Source organism: Kitasatospora sp. NPDC048540 (assembly GCF_040651175.1).
Classification (GTDB): Bacteria; Actinomycetota; Actinomycetes; order Streptomycetales; family Streptomycetaceae; genus Kitasatospora.
The window spans coordinates 15,057-31,581 of the sequence record NZ_JBEZIR010000032.1 but is presented as its reverse complement, the minus strand read 5'-3'; the positions used below and the strand labels follow the sequence as shown (position 1 = coordinate 31,581).

Genomic DNA, 16,525 nt, shown 5'->3' with positions numbered 1-16,525 from the left:
CGAGACGGTTGCCGACGTTGAGCCGGTTGCCGTCGAGGAGCCGGTGGTCGCGGAGGTTGTGGCCGAGCCCGCCGTCGAGGTTGAGGTCGAGGTCGCGGCGGAGGAGCCGAAGGCCGAGGCCGGGCGGCCGGAGAAGCCGGAGCTCACGCCGGGCCGTCCCATCACCGCGTACTCCGCCGCCGAGCTGACCGCCCTGGTCCGCTGGATCGACACCGACGGTGTGGAGCGTTCGGACGACGAGCTGCTGCGGGCCGCGATGAAGGAGCTGGGCTTCGGCCGGCTCGGGCCCCGGATCAAGGAGGCGCTTGGCGCCGCCGTCACCGAGGCCCGCGCCTGATCCGAAGGCCGTAGGCCGTTCCCGCTGGTCCTGACCGTGCCCGCCCGGGTGATCGCCACCCGGGCGGGCACGGTCGTCCCTACGGGGCGGCGGTCATTCGCCGATGTCCTCGGACCACAGGTCCGGCCGCGCGGTGATGAACCCGTTCATCATGCGGACGCAGTCGGGGTCGTCCAGCACCGTGATGCCGACCCCGTGCTCGGCCAGCCAGGCCTGGCCGCCCTCGAAGGTCCTGGCCTCACCGATCACCACCTGTCCGATCCCGAACTGCCGGACCAGCCCCGAGCAGTACCAGCACGGCGCGAGGGTGGTGACCATCGTGGTGTGCCGGTATCCGCGCAGCCGGCCGGCGGCCCGGAAGGCGGCCGTCTCGGCGTGCATCGAGGGATCGCCGTCCTGCACCCGGCGGTTGCGGCCGCGTCCGAGCAACTCGCCGTCCGCCCCGAACAGTGCGGCGCCGATCGGGATCCCGCCCTCGGCGAGCCCGGCCCTGGCCTCCTCGACCGCCACCGCCAGCATCCGACCGACGTCCACCACGGCCCACCGCCTTCATCGACCCAGACCTGCCTGCCCGCGTCCGGGCCGCCCCACACCTCATCTTCGGACCCCGCGCCGCGCGGCCGCCCGCGCCGCACCGGCGGCTCGGCCCGGCCGTTCGTTCCCGCGGAATTCACGCGCGGAATTCGTACGGGTGTCACACCGCGTCACGGGACGGGCAAGATCCGGCGGCGGGTTGGATGGGCCGCGCGCCACGACCACCGCTCGTACGTCCGTTCACCCGGCCGGGGCCACCTTCCGCCGGTGCGGCTCCCTGCGCCCGGAGGCCGGGAGCCCCTCGACAGTGCGATTGCTGGACACCGTCACCGTCCCGGTCGGCACCCGCTACGACGGCGGCTGCCGTCCGCAGGAAGCCCCGGCGTCCCAGAACAATTCGACCCGTCATATCTTCACTTCGCTCCACGTGTTCGAGCGCGAACGTTCCACCGTGCCCGCTCCCGCTCCGACCACGGCCCGCCCCGGCGCGGTTCACGCCGTCACACGCCGTCGCCGGAGCCGGCCCCGGGATCCGCCGGATGACGGCCGTCGCGACCCCCGTAGGCTGCGGGTATGCGAGATTTTGCGGCGGGGGTCGGCTATCTGTTCCAGGGGCAGCGCTGGGTGGCGCGGCACGGCCGGTGGTGGGGGTTCGGGATGATTCCCGCGCTGATCACGCTGGTCGGGTACGTGGCGGCGCTGGCCGCGCTGGTGGTGTGGTCGGGCGACGTGGCCGACTGGGCGACGCCGTTCGCGGACCACTGGACCTCGCCCTGGCAGGGCCTGCTGCGCGGGCTGGTGGTGGTGGCGATGGTGGCCGGCGGTGGGCTGCTGGCGCTGGTGACGTTCACGGCGGTGACGCTGCTGGTCGGGCAGCCGTTCTACGAGTCGCTGTGCGAGAAGGTGGACGCGAGCGAGGGCGGCGCCCCGCCGGCCCCGGACGTGCCGCTCTGGCGTGAGCTGCTGGTGTCGGCCCGCGACAGCCTCCAGGTGCTGCTGCGGGTGGCGGGTCTCGGGTTGCTGCTGTTCGCCGCCGGGTTCATCCCGGTGGTGGGCCAGACCGTGGTGCCGGTGCTCGGGGTCTGCGTGTCCGGGTACTACCTGACCGCCGAACTGTCGGCGGTCGCGCTCCAGCGCCGGGGGATCGGCCAGCGCGAGCGGCTGCGGCTGCTGCGCCGCCGGATGCCGCTGGCGCTGGGCTTCGGGGCCGGTGTGACGCTGCTGTTCCTGGTGCCCTTCGTGACGGTGCTGGCGATGCCGGGGGCGGTGGCCGGCGCCACCCTGCTGGGCCGGGAGCTGGCCGCGCCGCAGCCCGAGGACGAGCCCGAGGACGAGCCGGAGGACCGGCCCGAGGGTCACCCCGGGACGGTCGCGGAACAGCCGGTCGACTTCTCCAAGGAATAGGACGGGAATGGCAGGTGCGGCCAATTATTCGAATTCCCGGAGAATTTGACAGTGCGTCCGCCGGTGCACGATAAATCTCCTCATGAGTGCACCGGTGCGCACCGATTTCCCGTCCGGGGCCGATCTGGCCGATCCGGAGTTCTGGCGGCGGCCGGCCGCCGAGCGGTCCGAGGCGTTCGCCCGGCTGCGCGCGCTGGAGCGCCCGGTGGTCTTCACCGACCGGGCCACCGGCCGTGGTTTCCACGCGCTGGTCCGGCACGCCGACGTGGTGGCGGCCAGCCGGACGCCGGAGGTGTTCCTGAGCGGGCCCGGGGTGACCACGCCGGAGCCGGCCCGCTGGGTGCGGGCGGTGTTCGGCGACTCGATGGTCAACCTGGACGATCCGCGCCACGCCGACCTGCGCCGCATCGTGTCCCGCGCGTTCACCCCGCGGCTGATCGCGCGGGTCGAGGACGACATCCGGGCGGTGGCCGCGCGGATCGTCGACGAGGTGGTCGAGCGCCGGCCGCAGGATTTCGTCACCGCGGTCGCCGCCGAGCTCCCGTACCAGGTGATCTGCAACATGATGGGCATTCCCGAGCGCCAGCGCCGGGAGATCCTGGCGCAGGTCAACCACGCCTCCGAGCACACCGGGGTGGCCCGCAGCCGGATCCGGGTGCCCGGCCGGGGCCTGCGGGCGCTGGCCCGGATGCAGGGGGTGATCGCCGCGCTCGGACGGGAGCGCCGCCGCCACCCGACCGACGACCTGATCTCCGCGCTGGTCACCGCGGACGTGGACGGCCGCCGCCTCAACTCCCGTGAGCTGGGCGCCTTCTTCTCGTTGCTGCTGGTGGCCGGGGTGGAGACCACCCGCAACGCGCTCGCCCACGGACTGCACCTGCTGACCGAACACCCGGAGCAGCGCGCCCTGCTGACCGCCGACCTCGACGGCCGGATCGGCGGTGCGGTGGAGGAGATCGTCCGGCACAGCACCCCGATCATCCAGTTCCGCCGCACCCTGGCCGCCGACCACGTGCTCAACGGCGCGCCGCTGGCCGCGGGCGACAAGGTGGTGCTGTTCTTCGGTTCGGCCAACCGCGACGAGGCGGTCTTCACCGATCCGGAGGCCTTCGACATCACCCGCTCGCCCAACCCGCACCTGGGGTTCGGCGGCGGCGGCCCGCACTTCTGCCTCGGCGCCCACCTCGCCCGGCAGGAGATGAAGGCGCTCTACCGCGAGCTGTTCACCCGGCTCCCGGACGTCCGTTCCGTGGGCGGGCCGGAGCTGGTCCCGTCCAGCTTCGACCACCGCGTAAGGTCGCTGCGCTTCACCTTCACACCGCCCGCCTGAGCGGTCACTCCACACCGCCCGCCCGATCGGTCACTTCACACCGCCCGCCTGAGCGGTCACTCCACACCGCCCCCCGAGCAGCCACTTCACACCGCCCGCCCGAGCGGCCACCCCCGCTTCGTACGGTTGTGCCGCGCCCGTTGTCCGAACCGGCGGGCGCCGCCGCCCCGCCGTGCGTCCTACCGTTCCGGGACCACGAACGAGGAGAGGCGGCTGCGGTGGACCGTTCCACGCCCGACTGGCTGATTCACGACTACCGCGAGGACGACCTGGCGGCGGTCGTCCACCTGATCGACACCACCGCCGAGCTGGGCCAGGAGTCGGTGTTCTCGCTGGCCGAGTGCATCACCGCGCTCACCTCCCGGCAGCCCGCGGTGGTCGCGGTCAGCCGGGGCGTGCCGATCGGCGCGGCCCTCGCCCACCTGGCCGGTGACCGGGCCTGGGTGATGCGGATCGCCATCGCCCCCGCCTGGCGCGGCCGGGGCCTGGCCAGCGCGCTGCTGCGCGAGCTGGAACGGCGGCTGGTCGCGCAGCACGTCCGCCGGATCGCGTACGTGCTGCCGGAGGAGGAGCTGCTCGGCGAGGGCCTGCGCAACGCCGGGTACGCCCGCCGCCCGGCGGTCGCGTACTTCGAGAAGACCGAGCCCGCGGCCGGTCCGGCGGCGGGCCTGCTGGAGGAGCTCGGCGGGCGGCTGCTGCCGGGTGACCTGTGGGACAAGGTGGCCGGCATGGAGGCCGAGAAGACCCTGATCGAGCGGCGGGTGGTGCTCCCGCTGGCGGAGCCCGAGCGGGCCGCCCGGCACGGGGTGCGGCCGCCGCGCGCGATCGCGCTGTTCGGGCCGCCCGGCACCGGCAAGACGACCTTCGCGCGGGCCGTCGCCTCCCGCCTCGGCTGGCCGTTCGTCGAGCTGCTGCCGTCCCGGCTCGCGGACGAGGGCAACCTCGCCGCCGCCCTGCGGTCCGCCTTCGCCCGGATCGCCCAGCTGGAGCGGGTACTGGTCTTCATCGACGAGGTCGAGGAGATCGCCCCCACCAGGACCGAGGGCGTCGCGGGCGGGATGCACGGGGTGACCAACGAGCTGCTCAAGCTGATCCCGGGCTTCCGCGAGGGCGAGGAACGGCTGCTGGTCTGCGCGACCAACTCGATCCGCTCGCTGGACCCGGCGTTCCTGCGACCGGGCCGCTTCGACTACGTGATCCCGATCGGCACCCCGGACGCCGCCGCGCGGGCCGCCATCTGGTCGCGCTACGCCACGGCGGGCCAGGACGTGGACCTCGACGCGCTGGTGGCGGCGAGCGAGCTGTTCACCCCGGCCGACATCGAGCACGCGGCCCGGATCGCCGCCCAGACCGCTTTCGAACGGGACCTCGGCGGCAGCGGTACCGGGGCGGCGGGCGCCACCACCGCGGACCACCTGGCGGCGATGGCCCAGTGCCGTCCGACGGTGACCCCCGCGATGACCGAGGAGTTCACCGCCGACATCGGCTCGCACGCCCGGGTCTGACGGCGGGGCCGGGCGCCGAGGCACGCGTCCCGGGGTCAGGCGCCGGGGTGGGCCCCGACCGCGTCCCGGATCTGCTCGCCGAGGCCGCCGTCCCGCCGGGCGCAGTTGGCGCAGCAGAAGAACTTCCCCGACACCTCGACGCCGTGTCCGACGATCCGTACCTGGCAGTACTCGCAGCGCGGCGCGAGCTTCTCCATCGCGCACTCGAAGCTGTCGAAGGTGTAGGTGTCCCCGGACACCGTCTTGATCTCGAAGGCCAGCCAGTAGTCGTTCTTGCACACCACACAGACCGCCATGACCGTGACTCCCTCTGCTCGGCTAGGCGCCGGCCGCACACCGGCCGGCGCCCTTCGAGTCTTCGGCCGCCCGCGACACCCGGCAAATCGACCCGCCGCGGAACGGATACTGGAAGGTGAGGGGGCCGCCCTGCCCGAGGAGACCTCGATGATCGTCCGAATCTGGGAGGCGCACGTCGCGCCCGGCCGTGCCGACGCGTTCTGCCGTCAGCTGGAGGAGGAGGTGCTGCCGCAGATCCTCGCCACCGACGGCTGCCTCGGCGGCGAGCTGATGAGAGCGGTGGTCGAGGGTGACCACCGGGTGCTGATGATCACGCGCTGGGAGGGCGAGGACGCGCTCTTCGCCTACGCCGGCCGGATGTGGCGGATCCGGCCGGTCTGGGCCGAGGGCGAGCTGAACTACCTGGAGCACCCGCCCAAGGTCGCCCACTACCGCCCGTTCCCCTGAACGCCGGCCCGGTCAGACCCCGGTCAGACCCCGGTCGGCAGCTCGCGGACCCGGCTGCGCAGCCGCAGTGCGGTGACGGTCTCCACCACGCCCAGCACCACGAGCCCGCAGCCCGCCAGGATGGCCAGTGCGGTGACGGAGTGCACCGGCCAGATCATCAGCAGCACCCCGGCCGCCACGTTCAGGATCCCGGCGAAGATCTGCCAGCCGCGGGCCGGCATCCCCGGGTCGGAGCCGGCCGCGACCAGTTGGGTGATCCCGCGGAACAGCCAGCCGATGCCGATCCAGATGCCCAGCAGGACGAGGGTGCGCACCGCGTCCCGGAAGCAGAGCAGCCCGAGCAGCACGCACAGGGCGCCGCTGATGAAGGCCAGCACCCGCAGTGCCGTCTCCCGGTGCGTGCCGAACGCGGCGACCAGTTGGAAGACCCCGATCACCAGCAGGTAGATGCCGAACAGCACGCCGACCACCCACAGGGTCTGCTTCGGCCAGACGAGGACGATCACGCCGAGGGCGAGCGAGGCGAGTCCGGCCGCCAGCACCGCCTGCCAGGCGGCCTTGGCCAGCTGTTGGAGGGGACCCTCGGTGGGGGTGTAGGGGGCGGCCATCGGCGGGGCTCCTGACGGGTGGAGGGAGGGGACCCTTCCCACTCTCCCGGCCGGTCCGGGCGGCCCGCGCGTCCCGTTCGGCCGTCCGGATGATCCGTCAGGACCGCCGGTGATGGTCCGTCAGTCATCTGCTGTCCAACCGCTACGCCATTCGGGGGACGTAGAATCCGGTCCCATGACGGAGGCAGGGCAGGGGGACCCTCGGACCGGGCCGTTGGCCGGGCACTACATCGTCTGCGGCGGCAACGCGCTGGCGCACCGGCTGATCGTGGAGCTGATCGAGCACTACGAGGTGCCGGTGGTGGCGCTGGTGCCGGACCGCGGGCGTGACCACGGGCCGCGGATCGAGCAGCTGCCGGGCGTCGCCGAGGTGCTGGAGTTCAGCACCGTCTCCGAGGAGGCGCTGCGCGCCGCCGGGGTGGACGGCGCGCGCGGGGTGGCCCTGATGGACGGCACCGACCAGGAGAACATCCACGCCGCACTGACCGCGCAGGGCCGCAATCCCGGTATCCGGATCGTGCTGCGGATGTTCAACCAGCGGCTCGGCGAACACCTGGAGATGCTGCTGGCCAACTGTGCGGCGCTGTCCGGCTCGGCGACCGCCGCCCCGGCCTTCGCCAACGGCGCGCTCGGGCGGCCGGGTTCGGTCCGGGTCGGCGACCACTACCTGTACGTCGCGTACGGCCAGGAGATCGACGGCAGCCAGATCTGCCTGGTCGCCGACCGGATCGACCGGCAGGACCTGAGCCGGCTGCGGCTGCTGCCGGACGCCGGCGGCCGCGCGGCCGAGTTCATCGCGCTGGCCCGCCGGCTGGGCTCCGAGGGGCCGATCGAGCTCGGTTCCCCGGCCTCGCCGGACGCCGCCGAGGACCGCGGCGAGGTCGCCGTGCTGCAGACCCTGACCAGCGAGCCGCCGGTACGGATCCCGTGGTGGAAGCGGGCCCGCTGGTGGCTGCAGGACGTCCTGCGGTACTTCACCAGCGTCCGCCTGCGGCTGGTGCTGACCACCGCGCTGGCCGCCGTGCTGATCGGCGGCTACGTGATCTGGCACTACGGCGGCAGCCTCGGCTGGGCCGTGTACTTCACCCTGCTCGACCTGGCCGGTGCCGCGCAGCCGGACCAGCCGGGCCTGGACACCCCGGGCGGGCCGTGGGTGCGGCTGGCCCAGGTGGTGGTCACCTTCTGCGGGATCACCTTCGTGCCGGTGGCGACCGCCATCGTGGTGGACATGCTGGCCACCGGACGGCGGGGGCTGCCCAGGGCGCCCGGCTCCCGGACCAGGGACCACGTGGTGGTGGTGGGCCTCGGCAACGTCGGCACCCGGGTGGCCGCCCTGGTGCACGAGACCGGGGTGCCGGTGGTCTGCATCGAGCGCGATCCGCAGGCCCGGGGCATCGCGGCGGTCCGGGCGCTCGGCCTGCCGGTGCTGGTCGGCGACGCCCCGCTGGCGAGCCAGCTGCGCCGGGCCAGGGTCCAGTACAGCCGGGCCGTGGTCGCCGTCACCACCGATGACGCGGCCAACCTGGAGGCGGCCCTGGAGGCGCGCGCGGTACGGCCCGAAGTCCGGATCGTCGTGCGCCTGTTCGACGACGACTTCGCCCACCACGTGTACGCCACGCTGGGCAACGTGGCCTCGCGGTCGGTGTCGTACCTGTCGGCGCCGGCCTTCGCCGCCGCGCTGATGGGCCGTGAGGTGCTGGGCACCCTGTCGGTCTACCGGCACGTGCTGCTGATCGCGGAGCTGGCGGCGGAGGAGGGCAACGGGCTGGTCGGGCGGGACGTCCACCGGATCGAGAGCGAGGGCGGGGTCCGGGTGCTCGCGGTGCGGCTCGCCCGCAGGCCCGCCGACTACCTGTGGAACTTCGCCGACCGGGCGCACCGGCTGGCGGCCGGTGACCGGATCGTGGTGGCCGCCACCCGCAGCGGGCTGGCCCGGATCAACACCCTCGAGACGGAGGGGAGTTGACCCGGGCCGCCGGGGTCAGCGGTGGGTGAAGGACGGCGGGCGCTTCTCGGCGAAGGCCGCCATGCCCTCCTTCTGGTCGGCGGTGGCGAAGGCGGCGTGGAACAGCCGGCGCTCGAACCGGACACCCTCGGCGAGGGTGGTCTCGAACGCCCGGTTGACGCTTTCCTTCATCATCACCGCGGCCGGGGCGGACATCGCGGCCACCGTCTCCGCGACGGCCATCGCCTCGCCCAGCAGATCCGCGGCGGGGACGATCCGGGACACCAGCCCGGCCCGCTCGGCCTCCTCGGCGTCCATCATCCGGCCGGTCAGACACAGCTCCATCGCCTTGGCCTTGCCGACCGCCCGGGTGAGGCGCTGCGAGCCGCCGATCCCCGGGATCACGCCGAGCTTGATCTCCGGCTGCCCGAATTTCGCGGTGTCGGCGGCCAGCAGGATGTCGCACAGCATCGCCAACTCGCAGCCGCCGCCGAGCGCGTAGCCCGCCACCGCGGCGATCACCGGCTTGCGCAGCCGGCCCAGCTCGTCCCAGGGGCCCAGCCAGTCGTCCAGGTAGACGTCGGGGAAGCGGTTCTCCTGCATCTCCTTGATGTCGGCACCGGCGGCGAACGCCTTCTCCGAGCCGGTGATCACCAGCGCGCCGATCTCCGGGTCCCGGTCGAAGGCCTTGGCGGCGGCCACGACCTCGTTCATCAGCTGGGTGTTGAGCGCGTTGAGCGCCTTCGGCCGGTTGAGCGTGATCAGCCCGACCCGGCCCTTGCGGTCGACCAGGATCGTCTCGTAGTCGGTCATCGTCGTTGACTCCCTCTGCGCTGTGACGGTGGCTGTGCCCGTGGCTGTGCCCTGCCCGTCCATACCTTCGCGGACGCACCGGCCGGTGCGCCAGTCTCGACTGCTGAGACGGTGGTCACCCGATGCCGAGGCCGCCGCCGGGCGCCGGGGCGAAGTACCGCCGCACCTCGTCGTCGCCCACCGCGGCCAGGGTGGCGGGCCGCCAGTGCGGGTCGCGGTCCTTGTCGACCACCTGCGCCCGGATGCCCTCGACCAGGTCGTGGCCGTCCAGCGCCGCGCAGGAGATCCGGTACTCCTGCTCCAGTGTCTCGGCCAGCGAGCGGTGGCCGCGGGCCAGCCGCAGCGCCGCCAGCGTCACCTTCAGCGCGGTCGGGGACTTGCCGCGGATCTCCTCGGCGGCCTGCTTGGCCTCCGGGACCCCGCTGTCGTCCAGCCGCTCCAGGATCTCCTCCACGGTCCCGGCCGCGTAGCAGTGGTCGATCCATCCGTGCTGCGCGGCCAGCTCCGAGGCGGGCGCCGCGGTCGCGTGGGCGGCGACGGCCTCCGCGGCCGGCCGGCGGGCGAGGCCGGCGAGCAGGTCGGGCAGCGCCGCGGCCGGTACGAAGTGGTCGGCGAAGCCGCAGTGCAGTGCGTCGGCGGCGGTCATCGAACCGGCCGTCAGCGCGATGTGGGTGCCCAGCTCGCCGGGCGCGTGCGCCAGCAGGCGGCTGCCGCCGACGTCCGGCACCAGGCCGATCCTGGTCTCCGGCATCGCGACCGTGGAGCGTTCGGTGACGATCCGCAGGCTGCCGTGCGCTGAGACGCCGACGCCGCCGCCCATCGTGATGCCGTCCATCACCGCGACGTACGGCTTCGGGTAGTGCGAGATCAGCTCGTTCAGCAGGTACTCGTCCCGGAAGAACTGCCGGAAGCCCGCGCCGCCCGCCTTGGCGTCGTCGTGCATGGCCCGGATGTCGGCGCCCGCGCACAGCCCGCGCTCCCCGGCGCCGGTCAGCACCACGGTGGCGACCGTGTCGTCCGTGGCCCAGGTGTCGAGCGCCGACCGCAGGGCCCGCAGCATGTCGTGGGTCAGCGAGTTGAGCGCCTTCGGCCGGTTCAGGGTGAGACGGCCGGCCAGGCCGTCCCGCTCGACGAGCACGTCCATCGCGGGTCCTCCAGATCATGAGGGTCGGTGCCCCCGACAGCGTAGGGCTTCCCCCGGACGGCGTCGGGCCCGCCACCTCGGGAGGTGGCGGGCCCGGCGGGGCGTCCGTGCGTTACGGGACGATCCGGCCGTAGACCTCGCCGAAGCCGATCCGGGTGCCGTCGGGGCCCGGGGCGGTGGCGGTGACGGTGACCTCGTCGCCGTCCTCCAGGAAGGTGCGGGTGGTGCCGTCGGGGAGCTTGACCGGGTTCTCGCCGTTCCAGGTGAGCTCGATCAGCGCGCCGCGGCTGTCCGGCTCGGGCCCGCTGACGGTGCCGGAGGCGTACAGGTCGCCGGTGCGCAGCGAGGCGCCGTTGACCGTCAGGTGCGCCAGCTGCTGGGCGGCCGTCCAGTACATCGCGGCGAACGGCGGCCGGGAGACCGGGTGGCCGTTGAGCTCGACCTCCATCGCCAGGTCCAGGCCCCAGGGCTCGGCGGCCCGGTCGTCCAGGTACTCCAGCGGCTCCACGTCGCGGGCCGGCGGGGTGACCCGGGCGTGCTCCAGGGCGGCCAGCGGCACCACCCAGGGCGAGACGGAGGTGGCGAAGGACTTGCCGAGGAACGGGCCGAGCGGCACGTACTCCCAGGCCTGGATGTCGCGCGCGGACCAGTCGTTGAGCAGCAGCACGCCGAAGACGTGGTCGGCGAAGTCGGCCAGCGCGACCCGGCTGCCGAGCTCGGTCGGGGTGCCGACCACGAAGCCGACCTCGGCCTCGATGTCGAGCCGGCGGGAGGGCCCGAAGGTGGGCGCCGGGTCGGTGGGCGCCTTGCGCTGTCCGTGCGGGCGGACCACCGGGGTGCCGGAGACCACCACCGTGCCGGCCCGGCCGTGGTAGCCGATCGGCAGGTGCTTCCAGTTCGGGGTGAGCGGCTCGGTACCGGGGCGGAACAGCTTGCCCAGGTTGGTCGCGTGGTGCTCGGAGGCGTAGAAGTCGACGTAGTCGGCGACCTCGAACGGCAGGTGCAGCTCCGCGTCGGCCAGGTCCACCAGGTTGGGGGTGACCGCGGGCCGGTACGCCTCGTCGGTGAGCCACTCGGTGATCGCCGCCCGGACCGAGGTCCAGGTCGAACGGCCCGCCGCCATCAGCGGGTTGAGGCTGTCCGCGTCCAGCAGCACGGACGGCGCGCCGGCCGCGCGGGCGGTCGCGCCGAGGTCCAGGACCTGCTCGCCGATCCGTACGCCGATCCGCCGCCGGCCCGGCCGGTCGGGGGCGGTGAAGACGCCGTACGGCAGGTTGTGGATGCCGAACGGGGACTCGGCCGGGACGGCGAGCCAGGTGGTGGCGGTCAACGGTCCTCCTGTGGTGCGGGTGCGGTGAGCAGACCGAGCGCGGCCAGGTCCTCGAGCGGCTCGGCGATGCTGCAGGTGCCGAACGCGGTGAAGCGGGCGCGCACCTGCTCGACCTGGTGGTCCGTCAGCTCGCGGGCGGCGGCGGCCAGCAGCGCGCCGGAGCGTTCGGCCAGCGCCTCGGCGGCGAGCTTCGCGTCCGGCCCGGCCGCGGCGGCCAGCAGCACGTTCAGGAAGCCGTGGTGCTCGAAGCCGGTCACCGGGTCGGTGTGCCGGACGGCGTGGTGCAGTCCGGCCGTGCACTTGTACGGCAGGCCGCGCTCGGCGCAGCCCGCCAGGAAGTCGGCCAGCTCGGCCTCCGAGGGGAACGCCCCGGCGGCCAGGCCGCCGGTACGGAACTTGGCCCGGTACGGCGTGCCGGCCAGCACGTCCAGCGCGGCCGGCAGGCCCTCGCCGCGCGGCAGTTCCACGGCCGCCTCCACACCGGCCGGCAGCTGCGCGGCCAGCGCGGCGACCGCCGTCCGGACGTCCGGGTCGGCCAGTTCCACACCGGCGACGGTCAGCCCGTCGGCGGCGGCCAGCGCGGGCGCCAGCTGGCTGCTGCCCCCCGGCAGCACCAGGGCGACCTGCTGCGGCGCGCCCGCCGGCACGGCGGTCAGCTCGGCCAGCCGGCCCGCGCCGACCAGGAACGGGCCGACCGCCTCCGCGTACCAGGCACTCCGGTGCGCGGCGTGGGCCGGTACGGCTTCGGGCAGCGGCAGGTCCCCCGGTGGGAAGAGCGCCGCGTCGTCGAACAGCCCCCGGTAGAGGGCGGGTACGGTCACCGCTGCGGCCCGCGGCCGGACCAGGTCCAGGCGTAGTTCGGGTCCTCGCTGGCGGTGCCGGCCTCGCCGAGCTCCAGCGGGCGGAAGGTGTCCACCATGACCGCCAGCTCGTCGAAGAACTCCGCGCCGATCGAGCGCTCGTAGGCGCCCGGCTGCGGTCCGTGGGTGTGGCCGCCGGGGTGCAGCGAGATCGAGCCCTGGGCGATGCCGGAGCCCTTGCGGGCCTCGTAGTCGCCGCCGCAGTAGAACATCACCTCGTCGCTGTCCACGTTGGCGTGGTAGTACGGCACCGGGATGGACAGCGGGTGGTAGTCGACCTTGCGCGGCACGAAGTTGCAGATCACGAAGTTGTGGCCCTCGAAGACCTGGTGGGCCGGCGGCGGCTGGTGGATCCGCCCGGTGATCGGCTCGAAGTCGGAGATGTTGAAGGCGTACGGGTACAGGCAGCCGTCCCAGCCGACCACGTCGAACGGGTGGTGCGGCACGGTGTACCGGGTGCCCACCACACCGTTGGTACCGCGGTGCTTGACCAGCACGTCCACGTCCGTGCCCTCGACCAGCAGCGGCCCCGCCGGCCCGCGCAGGTCCCGCTCGCAGTACGGCGCGTGCTCCAGCAGCTGGCCGAACCGCGAGAGGTATCGCTTGGGCGGGGTGATGTGGCTGTTGGCCTCGATGCAGTACGCGCGCAGCGGCGCGTCCGGCGCGGGCACCCAGCGGTGGGTGGTGGCCCGGGGGATGATCACGTAGTCCCCCTGGCCGACCTCCAGGGTGCCGAACACCGTCTCGACCGTGCCCGAGCCGGACTCCACGTAGACGCACTCGTCGCCCAGCCCGTTGCGGTACAGCTCGCTCGGCGCGCCGGCCGCGACGTAGCTGATCCGCACGTCGGCGTTGCCGAGCACCAGCCGGCGCCCGGTCACCACGTCGGTGTCCTTCCACTCCTCGCCCTCGCTCAGCGTGTGCAGCTTGAGGTGGCGGGGGATCAGCGGGAGGTTCGGCGTGGTGCGCTGGTCCGGCAGCTCCCAGGGCCGGGCGTCCACGATCGCCGAGGGGATGCCCCGGTGGTAGAGCAGCGAGGAGTCGGAGGTGAAGCCCTCCTCACCCATCAGCTCCTCGTAGTAGAGGCCGCCCTCGGGGGTGCGGTGCTGGGTGTGCCGCTTGGGCGGGATGCTGCCCAGCTGCCGGTAGTGCGCCATCGTGGAGTCTCCTCAGGGGCTCAGAGGTTGCCGCGCTTGTCCTGCTCGCGCTCGATGGACTCGAAGAGCGCCTTGAAGTTGCCCTTGCCGAAGCCCAGCGAACCATGCCGCTCGATGAACTCGAAGAACACCGTCGGCCGGTCGCCCTGGGGCTTGGTGAAGATCTGCAGCAGGTAGCCGTCCTCGTCGCGGTCGACCAGGATGCCGCGCTTCTTCAGCTCCTCGACCGGCACCCGGACCTTGCCGATCCGCTCACGCAGCTCGGGGTCGTCGTAGTACGAGTCGGGGGTGGCCAGGAACTCCACGCCGCGCGAGCGCAGCACGTCCACGGTGGTGAGGATGTCGTTGGTGGCGAGCGCCAGGTGCTGGCAGCCGGGGCCGCCGTAGAACTCCAGGTACTCGTCGATCTGCGACTTCTTCTTGGCGATGGCGGGCTCGTTCAGCGGGAACTTCACCCGGTGGTTGCCGCTGGCGACCACCTTGCTCATCAGCGCGGAGTACTCGGTGGCGATGTCGTCGCCGACGAACTCCGCCATGTTCACGAAGCCCATGACCTTGTTGTAGAAGCCGACCCACTCGTTCATGTGGCCGAGCTCGACGTTGCCGACCGCGTGGTCGAGCGCCTGGAACAGCCGCTTCGGGGTGCCCTCGGGCCGCTGCACCTTGGTCTCGGCGACCACGTAGCCCGGCAGGTACGGGCCGGTGTAGCGGGAGCGGTCGACCAGGGTGTGCCGGGTCTCGCCGTAGGTGGCGATGGCCGCGCGGCGCACGGTGCCGTTCTCGTCGGAGACGTCGTTCGGCTCCTCCAGGATCCGGGCGCCCTGGGCGCGGGCGTGCGCGATGCACTTGTCCACGTCCGGGACCTCGATCGCGAGGTCGACCACGCCGTCGCCGTGCCGGCGGTGGTGGTCCAGCAGCGGGCTGTCCGGGGCCACCCCGCCCTTGATCACGAAGCGGCAGGAGCCGGAGCGCAGCACGTACGCCTTGCGGTCGCGGCGGCCGGTCTCGGGGCCGGAGTAGGCGACCAGCTCCATCCCGAAGACGACCTGGTACAGCTGGGCCGTCAGGGTGGCGTTGCCGACGACGAAGACCACCGCGTCCTGGGCGATCACCGGGAAGGGGTCCTGGGCCGGGTCGTGCTCGACCAGGCCGACCAGGCGGCGCAGCTGCTCCGCGTCGAGGCCGGCCTCCAGCTCCTCGGGGGTGAGTTCAACGGCGTTGGCGGTCATCGGTGCTTCCTCCACGTCGAGGGGTCCGCGGCGCAGCAGGTGGGCGCCACCGGTTGGGCAGAGCTTGCTCCCGTCGGGCTGGTTGGGCAACAGGTCGGGTTTTCACTGATCAATGTGTACAAGGTGAGCAGCACCGGACCGTTTCTTCTGCTCAGATTGACCAGCCCTCCGGGGCTCCGCCCGGTCCTTCCCGGATCAGTCCCCGAGCCGGTCCTTGGCTCAATCCTCGAACGTGAAGTGCCGGGTGAACCACTCGGCGGCCAGCCGGGCGACCGCCGCCAGCGCACCCGGCTCCTCGAACAGATGGCCCGCCTCCGGCACCACCAGCAGCGCGCTCTCGCCCCCCAGCTCCGCCCTGGCCAGCCGGTTGAGCTCCAGGACGCCGGTGTCGGCACCGCCGACCACCAGCAGGGTCGGCGTGGTGACCGCGGCGAGCCGGGGCCCGGCCAGGTCCGGGCGCCCGCCCCGGGAGACGATCGCGGCGGGCTCGGTCCCCGGCTCGGTGGCCGCCCACAGCGCGGCGGCGGCCCCCGTACTGGCGCCGAAGTAGCCGAGCGGCAGACCGGCGCAGGCCGGGTCGGCGCGCAGCCGCCGGGTCACCTCCGCCAGCCGGCCGCCGAGCAGCGGCGGGTCGAACACCTTGCCCCGGTCCGGCTCCTCGGCCTCGGTGAGCAGGTCGAACAGCAGTGTGCCCAGGCCCGCCCGGTTGAGCGCACGGGCGACGGCCGCGTTGCGCGGGCTGCGCCGGCTGCTGCCGCTGCCGTGCGCGAACAGCACCACGCCGAGCGGCCGGCCCGGCACCAGCAGCTCCCCGGGCAGCCGCGCCCCCGGCAGGTCGAAGACCAGCTCCCGGGCGTCCGGCCCGGAGGGCTCCCGGTGCTCGGCCTCGCCCAGGCAGTCCAGCACCTCGGTGTCGGTGGTCTGCTCGAAGTCGTCGTAGAACTGCCCGATCGCCCAGAACCGGGCCGGCGTGTACGGGCAGACCAGCTCGTCGGCGGCGCCGGCCAGCCGGTCCGTCCAGTCCACCGGCGCGACCGGGACCGCCAGCACCACCCGGGCCGCGCCGCGGGCCCGCACGATCCGGCAGGCGGCCAGCGCGGTCGAACCGGTCGCCACCCCGTCGTCCACCACCACCACGGTCCGCCCGCGCACCGGTACGGCCGGGCGGCCGTGCCGGTAGCGCTCCGCGCGGCGGGCCAGCTCGGCCCGTTCCTGCCGCTCGACGGCGGCGAGCTGCGCGTCGGTGACGCCCGCGCCGCGGACCACCCGCTCGTTCACCACCCGGGCGCCGTCCTCGCCGATCGCGCCCATGCCCAGCTCGGGCTGGCTCGGCACACCGAGCTTGCGGATCACGCAGATGTCCAGCGGGGCGCCGAGCGCCCGGGCGACCTCGGCCCCGACGGGTACGCCACCCCGGGGCAGGGCCACCACCACCGGGTCGGTGGACAGCAGATGCGTCAGCCCGGCCGCCAGCCGGCGGCCGGCGTCCCTGCGGTCGGTGAAGTGCATGGCGGCGCCTCCTTCTCCACGGTACGTCCGCCACCGGGCCCGGGACCCGGGCGGGACCGGGGGTGGCCCCGCACCC

General features: G+C 73.6%; 16 protein-coding genes. 6 read left to right on the top strand and 10 right to left on the bottom strand.

Annotation, left to right across the window (positions count from 1 at the left end):
* Nucleotides 1–337, top strand: a 337-nt coding sequence (locus tag AB0D08_RS15485; protein WP_359889071.1) for a hypothetical protein, incomplete at its 5' end; no start/stop codon positions are given.
* Between the two features lie 93 nt (nucleotides 338–430).
* On the opposite strand, the gene AB0D08_RS15480 is transcribed toward AB0D08_RS15485, so the two are convergent.
* The gene (locus AB0D08_RS15480) at nucleotides 431–856 is read right to left on the bottom strand and encodes a nucleoside deaminase (protein WP_359889128.1); all 426 of its coding nucleotides are present in this window, start codon (nucleotides 854–856) and stop codon (nucleotides 431–433) included.
* 588 nt (nucleotides 857–1,444) lie between these two features.
* Between AB0D08_RS15480 and AB0D08_RS15475 the strand changes: the two genes are divergently transcribed.
* The 3 genes from AB0D08_RS15475 to AB0D08_RS15465 all read left to right on the top strand — a co-directional run bounded on the left by AB0D08_RS15475 (nucleotide 1,445) and on the right by AB0D08_RS15465 (nucleotide 5,110).
* A complete protein-coding gene (locus AB0D08_RS15475) occupies nucleotides 1,445–2,275 on the top strand; it encodes an EI24 domain-containing protein (RefSeq protein ID WP_359889068.1) in 831 nt (276 codons plus the stop codon).
* A gap of 82 nt (nucleotides 2,276–2,357) precedes the next feature.
* The gene (locus AB0D08_RS15470) at nucleotides 2,358–3,605 is read left to right on the top strand and encodes a cytochrome P450 (RefSeq protein WP_033820590.1); all 1,248 of its coding nucleotides are present in this window, start codon (nucleotides 2,358–2,360) and stop codon (nucleotides 3,603–3,605) included.
* 218 nt (nucleotides 3,606–3,823) lie between these two features.
* Nucleotides 3,824–5,110 carry a bifunctional GNAT family N-acetyltransferase/ATP-binding protein gene (locus AB0D08_RS15465; protein WP_359889065.1) on the top strand — a complete coding sequence of 429 codons (1,287 nt, stop codon included), beginning with the start codon at nucleotides 3,824–3,826 and terminating at the stop codon, nucleotides 5,108–5,110.
* Between the two features lie 35 nt (nucleotides 5,111–5,145).
* On the opposite strand, the gene AB0D08_RS15460 is transcribed toward AB0D08_RS15465, so the two are convergent.
* Nucleotides 5,146–5,406 (bottom strand): Prokaryotic metallothionein, encoded by a 261-nt coding sequence (locus tag AB0D08_RS15460; RefSeq protein WP_359889063.1) that lies wholly within the window; start codon nucleotides 5,404–5,406, stop codon nucleotides 5,146–5,148.
* A gap of 148 nt (nucleotides 5,407–5,554) precedes the next feature.
* Between AB0D08_RS15460 and AB0D08_RS15455 the strand changes: the two genes are divergently transcribed.
* Nucleotides 5,555–5,854, top strand: coding sequence for an antibiotic biosynthesis monooxygenase (locus AB0D08_RS15455; protein ID WP_033820587.1), 300 nt, complete (start codon nucleotides 5,555–5,557; stop codon nucleotides 5,852–5,854).
* 23 nt (nucleotides 5,855–5,877) lie between these two features.
* On the opposite strand, the gene AB0D08_RS15450 is transcribed toward AB0D08_RS15455, so the two are convergent.
* Nucleotides 5,878–6,462, bottom strand: coding sequence for a DUF308 domain-containing protein (locus AB0D08_RS15450; protein ID WP_051812467.1), 585 nt, complete (start codon nucleotides 6,460–6,462; stop codon nucleotides 5,878–5,880).
* A gap of 175 nt (nucleotides 6,463–6,637) precedes the next feature.
* Here AB0D08_RS15450 and AB0D08_RS15445 point away from each other — a divergent pair, with 175 nt between their 5' ends.
* Nucleotides 6,638–8,428: an NAD-binding protein gene (locus AB0D08_RS15445; protein WP_359889059.1), complete on the top strand. Its 1,791-nt coding sequence runs from the start codon at nucleotides 6,638–6,640 to the stop codon at nucleotides 8,426–8,428.
* 15 nt (nucleotides 8,429–8,443) lie between these two features.
* Here the strand turns inward: AB0D08_RS15445 and AB0D08_RS15440 are convergent, their stop codons facing one another.
* The 7 genes from AB0D08_RS15440 to AB0D08_RS15410 all read right to left on the bottom strand — a co-directional run bounded on the left by AB0D08_RS15440 (nucleotide 8,444) and on the right by AB0D08_RS15410 (nucleotide 16,449).
* A complete protein-coding gene (locus tag AB0D08_RS15440; RefSeq protein ID WP_033820584.1) occupies nucleotides 8,444–9,220 on the bottom strand; it encodes an enoyl-CoA hydratase in 777 nt (258 codons plus the stop codon).
* Nucleotides 9,221–9,335: 115 nt separating this feature from the next.
* Nucleotides 9,336–10,364, bottom strand: coding sequence for an enoyl-CoA hydratase/isomerase family protein (locus tag AB0D08_RS15435; protein ID WP_359889056.1), 1,029 nt, complete (start codon nucleotides 10,362–10,364; stop codon nucleotides 9,336–9,338).
* Between the two features lie 112 nt (nucleotides 10,365–10,476).
* On the bottom strand, nucleotides 10,477–11,694 hold the full coding sequence (gene fahA, locus AB0D08_RS15430; RefSeq protein ID WP_359889054.1) for a fumarylacetoacetase: 1,218 nt from the start codon (nucleotides 11,692–11,694) through the stop codon (nucleotides 10,477–10,479).
* Nucleotides 11,691–12,515, bottom strand: coding sequence for a hypothetical protein (locus AB0D08_RS15425; RefSeq protein WP_359889051.1), 825 nt, complete (start codon nucleotides 12,513–12,515; stop codon nucleotides 11,691–11,693). Before AB0D08_RS15425 ends, fahA begins: the two co-directional genes overlap by 4 nt.
* Nucleotides 12,512–13,711 (bottom strand): homogentisate 1,2-dioxygenase domain-containing protein, encoded by a 1,200-nt coding sequence (locus tag AB0D08_RS15420; RefSeq protein ID WP_033820580.1) that lies wholly within the window; start codon nucleotides 13,709–13,711, stop codon nucleotides 12,512–12,514. The genes AB0D08_RS15425 and AB0D08_RS15420 overlap by 4 nt, the downstream gene beginning before the upstream one ends.
* Nucleotides 13,712–13,731: 20 nt before the next feature.
* Nucleotides 13,732–14,940: a 4-hydroxyphenylpyruvate dioxygenase gene (hppD, locus tag AB0D08_RS15415; protein ID WP_033820579.1), complete on the bottom strand. Its 1,209-nt coding sequence runs from the start codon at nucleotides 14,938–14,940 to the stop codon at nucleotides 13,732–13,734.
* A 219-nt stretch (nucleotides 14,941–15,159) separates the two neighbouring features.
* A complete protein-coding gene (locus tag AB0D08_RS15410) occupies nucleotides 15,160–16,449 on the bottom strand; it encodes a phosphoribosyltransferase family protein (RefSeq protein WP_033820578.1) in 1,290 nt (429 codons plus the stop codon).
* Nucleotides 16,450–16,525: the final 76 nt, after the last annotated feature.